Consider the following 5,853-nt stretch of genomic DNA (forward strand, 5'->3'; position numbering starts at 1 on the left):
ATAAAAAATCATTATTTTTAGTTGTTATAATACTACTGTTAATAAGCTCGATGGTTTGAAGTTAGTAGGATTTAATCCTCTTAATAATTCAAGCCTTGTTTGATTTACTTTATTCAAGGCTTGAGCGATAGTGTTTTATAAAGCTTAGGCCTTATGGTTTAAGCTTTTTTTATTTTATATTATTTATGAAGGAGATGGTTAAATGGAACAGATTAACAAATTGAGCGATTTTTTAAGTAAGTATTTTATCTTATTGGTTATAGCAGTTTCTCTGGGATCAATATTGGAGCCAGAACCTTTTATTAAATTAAATAAAATAAAGCTATTTGAACAATCACTTATAAATATTGGATTGGGTTTTATTATGTTTATAATGGGAGTTACTTTAAATTTTAAGGATATAAAATTAGTTTTTACAAGATTTAAAGATGTTTTTATTGGGTGTGCAGCTCAATACATAGTTATGCCTTTAGTTGCTTTCATGCTGGCAAAAATTTTTAATTTACCTCCTGCTTTCGCAATAGGGCTAGTGTTGTTAGGAACTTGTCCAGGGGGAACTATAAGCAATGTTATGACTTATATGGCTAAAGGAGATACCGCTTTATCAGTTGCTTTGACAACAGTTTCAACATTTATTTCACCTATTTTAACCCCTTTTTTAACGATGGTTTTGGCTGGTGCTTGGTTAAAAATAGATGCAAAAACTATGTTTTTTAGCATTATTCAAATTGTATTACTTCCAACAATACTAGGGATTTTAGTAAGATTTATGGTAAAAGATAGTTTAGAGAAGTTTACAAAGGCCTTTGTAATTTTTCCAATTATCATAGTTGTTTTAATAAATGGAATGTGTGTAGCTCCAAATAGAGAAAATCTATTAAATTCTAGCTTTATATTGATTGTGGCAGTTTGTCTTCATAATTGGATTGGATATTTTATAGGATATATGGTTGGAAGCTTAGCAAAAATGAGTTCAAAGCAAAAGAAAACAATCTCTATTGAGGTAGGATTACAAAATGCGTCCTTAGCTATTGGACTGTCCTCACAATTTTCAAATCCATTGTGTGCCTTACCATCAGCAATAGCAGTTGTTATTCACTTGATTTCCAGCTCATTATTGGCCAATATTTTTTCTAAGGATTTAAACTTTAAAAAATTTATTTTTGTAAAGAAAACTCAATATGAATAAAAAGGGAGGATTATATGTTTAATCAGAGAAAAGTAGGTATTATAGGAACAGGACATGTGGGAAGTCACTGTGCCCTATCATTGATGCTTCAAGGGGTATGTGATGAAATAGTTTTGGTGGATTGTGATGAAGTTAAAGCCCAGTCCCAGGCTTATGATTGCATGGATACAGCAGCCTTTCTTCCACATAGAGTAAGAGTAAAAAAGGGCGAGGTTAAAGATTTGGGAGAGATGGATATTATAGTTATCAGTGTTGGAACGATAGATAATGTTTCACAAGACCGTTTATCAGAGTTAGAAGGGTCTATAAATATGATAAAATCTTTTGTACCAGATATAATGAAAGCCGGGTTTAAAGGATATTTTGTAGTAATAACTAACCCAGTGGATATAGTGACATATTTTGTTCAAAAACTTTCTGGATTACCTCATCAGCATGTTATAGGAACTGGAACAGGCTTGGATTCAGCAAGACTTTGTAGAACTTTAAGTATGAAATTAAATATAGATACCAAGTCGATTCAGGCTTATATGATGGGAGAACATGGAGATTCTCAAATGGCAGTATTTTCACAGGTAACAATAAACGGTATGGGTTTGAATAGTTTTTTAAAGAAAATAGATAAAGAGATAGACTTAGAGGAAGTAGAGACTATAGTGACAAAAGCGGGTTGGGATATATATACAGGAAAAAAGAGTACAGAGTTTGGGATAGCCTGCGTTTGTACGGATATTGTGAGAGCGATCTACTCTGATGAGAAGAAAGTAATGGCTTGTAGTGGATATTTACAAGGCCACTATGGAGAAGAGAATATTTACACAGGAGTACCAGCTATTATTGGGAAATATGGTGTGGAAAAAGTTTTAGAATTGGACTTAAATAAAGAGGAAAAAGAGAGATTTAATAAAACAACTGATATAATAAAAAAACATATAAAAATAGGAGAGAAAATGTTATAGGAGAAATATTTATGAAATAAAATATAGAGGAGAAAATCTCCTCTATATAAAATTATATATTTAGTGCAAGGGCAATACACCCAAGTAATCCAGCATTATCTCCAAGACCAGGATAAACAATATAGTTATCTATATCTTTTAAAATCTCTTTAGTTTGAACATAGTTATTTAACATCTCTTTTACATTTTTTCTAATTAAAGGAAAAAGTTGAGATTGTTTCATAACTCCCCCACCAAGGATTATCTTTTCTGGAGATACTATTAAAATATAGTTAACAAGGGCTTGAGCTATATAGTATGCTTCAAATTCCCAAGCCTTATGATCAGTAGGAAGTTCAAAGGCTTTTACTCCCCATCTATCCTCAATTGCTGGGCCAGCTGCTAAGCCCTCAAAACAGTCATTATGAAATGGACATTTACCTACATATGTATCTTCAGGGTGTCTTCTAACAAAGATATGTCCCATCTCAGGATGAAGCATTCCGTGAATTAGTTTACCGGAAACTAATGCTCCACCACCGATACCTGTACCAATAGTAAGGTATAAACAGTTTTTTAAACCTTTTGCAGCTCCCCATGTAGCCTCACCTAATGCAGCTCCATTAACATCTGTATCAAAAGCCATAGGAATATTCAAATTTTTTTGTAACTCACCAATTAGATTGAAGTCACTCCAATATTTTTTAGGTGTTTTAGTTATATATCCATAGGTATCAGAGTTTGGATTTGGATCAATAGGACCAAATGAACCTACTCCAATAGCTTCAACTCCCTTATCTTTAAAAAAATCATAAACTTTTTTTAAAGTAATTTCAGGTGTTTCAGTGGGAAAACTAGCTCTTTCAAAAATATTACCATTTTCGTCGGCAATTCCACATACAAATTTTGTTCCTCCAGCTTCGATTGCTCCTAGTTTCATATAATCCTCCAATTAAAATTTATAAAATTCTATCTTAGGTATAGTAAACAATATTTTACCTTTAATTTCAATACCTAAACTTTCTTTGTTAGGGTAGATATTTCCAGTAAAGACTTCCTCTCCATTATTTAAGAAGATTTCAACAGAACATCTATCTACAAAAATATGTATTTTTTTAAGTTTATTAAGATGACACTTTCTAACTCCTTTATATCCAGAACCAGAAAAATCTCTATTTAAAGAGGCTTTTTTTTGCTCAAAATCAAAAGAAAAAGTCGTCTTTTCATTTTTTCCCTTTCTTAGATCAATCTCTATATCTCCAGAGAAATTATCATCTAAGTGAACTATTAATTCATAAGTATCCCCTAAAATATTATATTTTAAAAGATTTAAATAATCTTTTACTTCAATATTTTCTAATACTATCTTATCTTTTCTTAATTTTTTTAAGTTTGGATGTGGAGTTTGTAAAATTTTGTTTTCAAAAATTTCCAAATATCTTGGTAGAGTTAGTGAATGCACCCAATTTTCCTCTTTTATAGATGGGTGATCTAACTCTTCAGGCATACCCATCCATCCAATTAAAACATTTTTATTGCATTCATCTTTAAATGTTTGAGGGGCATAAAATTCAAACCCTCTATCAAGTTCAGTAAAATTGTTTTTTTCAATCTCAGTTAGGTCTCTAATTATATAACCAGACTGATATCTGTTATTATATAGATATCCATCTGCTTTAAGCCCTTGTGGAGAGAAAATTAGAGCTTTACTATCCCCAGTTTCAATAAAGTCTGGACATTCGCACATAAAGCCAAATTCACCCTTAATAATCTCTTTTTCAAAAACCCAATCAATTAGATTGGAAGATGAAAACATAATGACAGTTCCAGTTAAATCTACTCTTTGAGCGCCTAGAAGCATTTTGTAAACACCATCTTTTTTAAATACTTTGGGATCTCTAAAATGCTTTGTATACTCTTTTGGAATATCTTTATTATGGATAACGGGACCTTTTTTTTCAAAGTTTATACCATCTATAGATATAGCAAGACATTGATAGCTCTCTCTAATATCTTTATTTTTTACATTTCCTGTATAAAAAAGATAAAGTTTATTATCTTTCTCAATAGCACTTCCAGAATAGCAACCATTTTTATCAAACCAATCAGTAGGGGATAGAGCGATAGGTAAATTTTGCCAATTGACCATATCAGTACTTTTTAAATGAGCCCAGTGCTTTGCTCCATGCTCACATGCAAAAGGGTTCCATTGATAAAAAACATGGTATTCTCCATTCCAAAATATGAGCCCATTGGGATCATTTAATAATCCAGAAGGAGGTGAAATATGAAATTTATTTTTCCACATATTTTATACCTCGTCTTTAAATCCAAGAGCAAGAGTGGCAAGAGCAGCTCCTATAAAGCTTATTAAAAGGGCAATAATATAGTTTAACATTGATTCAGGTTGAACTATCGATATTCCAGGAATACCTGTAACACCAACAGCATTCATAGATACTTTAGTCAATGTTATATATGCACCACCAAGAGCACCACCAATAACCGCACCAATAAATGGCTTACCAAGTCTTAAATTTACTCCAAATAGAGCAGCTTCAGTGATTCCAAGTAAGCATGAAAGACCAGCAGGTAAAGCTATAGATTTTAATGTTGTATTTTTACTTTTTAAAAATACCGCTATAGCAGCTCCTCCTTGAGCTACATTGGCCATAGACCAAATAGGTAATAAAAAGTTTTTTCCAATGTTTGGATTAGCTAAAAGGTTTGCTTCAATGGCATGAAAACTGTGATGCATTCCAGTTATAACAATAGAAGAGTAACTTCCTCCTAAAAGAATACCGGCAAAAACTCCTAAAGTTGTGTATATATATTCCAGTCCGAAAGAGATTCCATCTCCTATAACTCTTCCCAAAGGTCCAATAATAGTTATACTTATAAATCCTGTTATTAAGATTGTTAAAAATGGTGTTAAAATTATATCTAACATATTAGGAATAATCTTTCTTAAATTCTTTTCAATAATACTCATAATCCAAACAGCGATTAGAATTGGTAAAACAGTTCCTTGATAACCAATTTTAGCAAAGTTCATACCAAATAGAGTAAAATAACCTGAAATTCCATTTCCAACGGTCCAAGCATTCTGTAGAGCCGGATGGATAAGGATTCCTCCAAGGGCAGCAGCTAAATATGGATTTGCTCCAAACTCCTTTGCAGCAGAAAAAGCTAAAATAATTGGAAGGAAAACGAAGGCAGTATTAGAAAACATATCTAAGAGTTCAAATAGTGATGAGTCAGTGGTGAACCAACCAAAAGTTTTTCCCATGCCTAAAACACCCATTAATAAACCACTTGCAACAATGGCAGGAATAATAGGGACAAAAATATTAGACAGGGTTCTAGCGAATCTTTGAAAAATATTTAAATTTTTCATTTGATCTTTTTTAATATCCTCTAAAGATGACTCTTCAATATGAGATTCTCCCAGAATAACACTACAAACTTTATTTACAGTTCCCTGACCTAAAATAATTTGTAACTGTCCATTTGAAAAAAAGGCTCCTTTTATATCTGGATTCTTTTTTAAATTTTCTAGGTTAACAGAATCTTGATTTTTAACGATAACTCTTAACCTAGTGGCACAATGTCCAACAGTAGATATATTTTTTTCAGTTCCAATATTCTCAAGAATAAAGTCAGCAATTTTTTTATAATCCATTTTTTTCCTCCAATAAAAGATATTTTAATTTATGGGAACGTTCC

At 31.7% G+C, this 5,853-nt stretch carries 5 protein-coding genes; 2 read left to right on the top strand and 3 right to left on the bottom strand.

Annotated elements, in window-relative coordinates; genetic code table 11:
* The first annotated feature begins 202 nt into the window (after nucleotides 1-202).
* Both ACMOUI_RS09490 and ACMOUI_RS09495 read left to right on the top strand, forming a co-directional pair.
* A complete protein-coding gene (locus tag ACMOUI_RS09490) occupies nucleotides 203-1,189 on the top strand; it encodes a bile acid:sodium symporter family protein (RefSeq protein WP_418965459.1) in 987 nt (328 codons plus the stop codon).
* A 14-nt stretch (nucleotides 1,190-1,203) separates the two neighbouring features.
* Nucleotides 1,204-2,148, top strand: coding sequence for an L-lactate dehydrogenase (locus tag ACMOUI_RS09495; RefSeq protein WP_418965460.1), 945 nt, complete (start codon nucleotides 1,204-1,206; stop codon nucleotides 2,146-2,148).
* A gap of 52 nt (nucleotides 2,149-2,200) precedes the next feature.
* Here the strand turns inward: ACMOUI_RS09495 and ACMOUI_RS09500 are convergent, their stop codons facing one another.
* Genes ACMOUI_RS09500 through ACMOUI_RS09510 form a run of 3 tightly spaced genes read right to left on the bottom strand, consistent with a single transcriptional unit; the run spans nucleotide 2,201 to nucleotide 5,809 of the window.
* Nucleotides 2,201-3,067, bottom strand: a complete 867-nt coding sequence (locus ACMOUI_RS09500) for an ROK family protein (protein WP_418965461.1) — start codon at nucleotides 3,065-3,067, stop codon at nucleotides 2,201-2,203.
* 12 nt (nucleotides 3,068-3,079) lie between these two features.
* The gene (locus tag ACMOUI_RS09505) at nucleotides 3,080-4,435 is read right to left on the bottom strand and encodes a glycoside hydrolase family 32 protein (RefSeq protein ID WP_418965462.1); all 1,356 of its coding nucleotides are present in this window, start codon (nucleotides 4,433-4,435) and stop codon (nucleotides 3,080-3,082) included.
* A 3-nt stretch (nucleotides 4,436-4,438) separates the two neighbouring features.
* Nucleotides 4,439-5,809: a sucrose-specific PTS transporter subunit IIBC gene (locus ACMOUI_RS09510; RefSeq protein WP_418965463.1), complete on the bottom strand. Its 1,371-nt coding sequence runs from the start codon at nucleotides 5,807-5,809 to the stop codon at nucleotides 4,439-4,441.
* Nucleotides 5,810-5,853 lie beyond the last annotated feature (44 nt).

The sequence above is a fragment of the Cetobacterium sp. genome, assembly GCF_048470075.1.
Lineage (GTDB): Bacteria > Fusobacteriota > Fusobacteriia > Fusobacteriales > Fusobacteriaceae > Cetobacterium_A.

Coding starts and splice junctions, on each gene's coding strand:
- ACMOUI_RS09505 (WP_418965462.1), bottom strand. CDS start 4,435: ATGTGGAAAAATAAATTTCATATTTCACCTCCTTCTGGATTATTAAAT.
- ACMOUI_RS09490 (WP_418965459.1), top strand. CDS start 203: ATGGAACAGATTAACAAATTGAGCGATTTTTTAAGTAAGTATTTTATC.
- ACMOUI_RS09510 (WP_418965463.1), bottom strand. CDS start 5,809: ATGGATTATAAAAAAATTGCTGACTTTATTCTTGAGAATATTGGAACT.
- ACMOUI_RS09495 (WP_418965460.1), top strand. CDS start 1,204: ATGTTTAATCAGAGAAAAGTAGGTATTATAGGAACAGGACATGTGGGA.
- ACMOUI_RS09500 (WP_418965461.1), bottom strand. CDS start 3,067: ATGAAACTAGGAGCAATCGAAGCTGGAGGAACAAAATTTGTATGTGGA.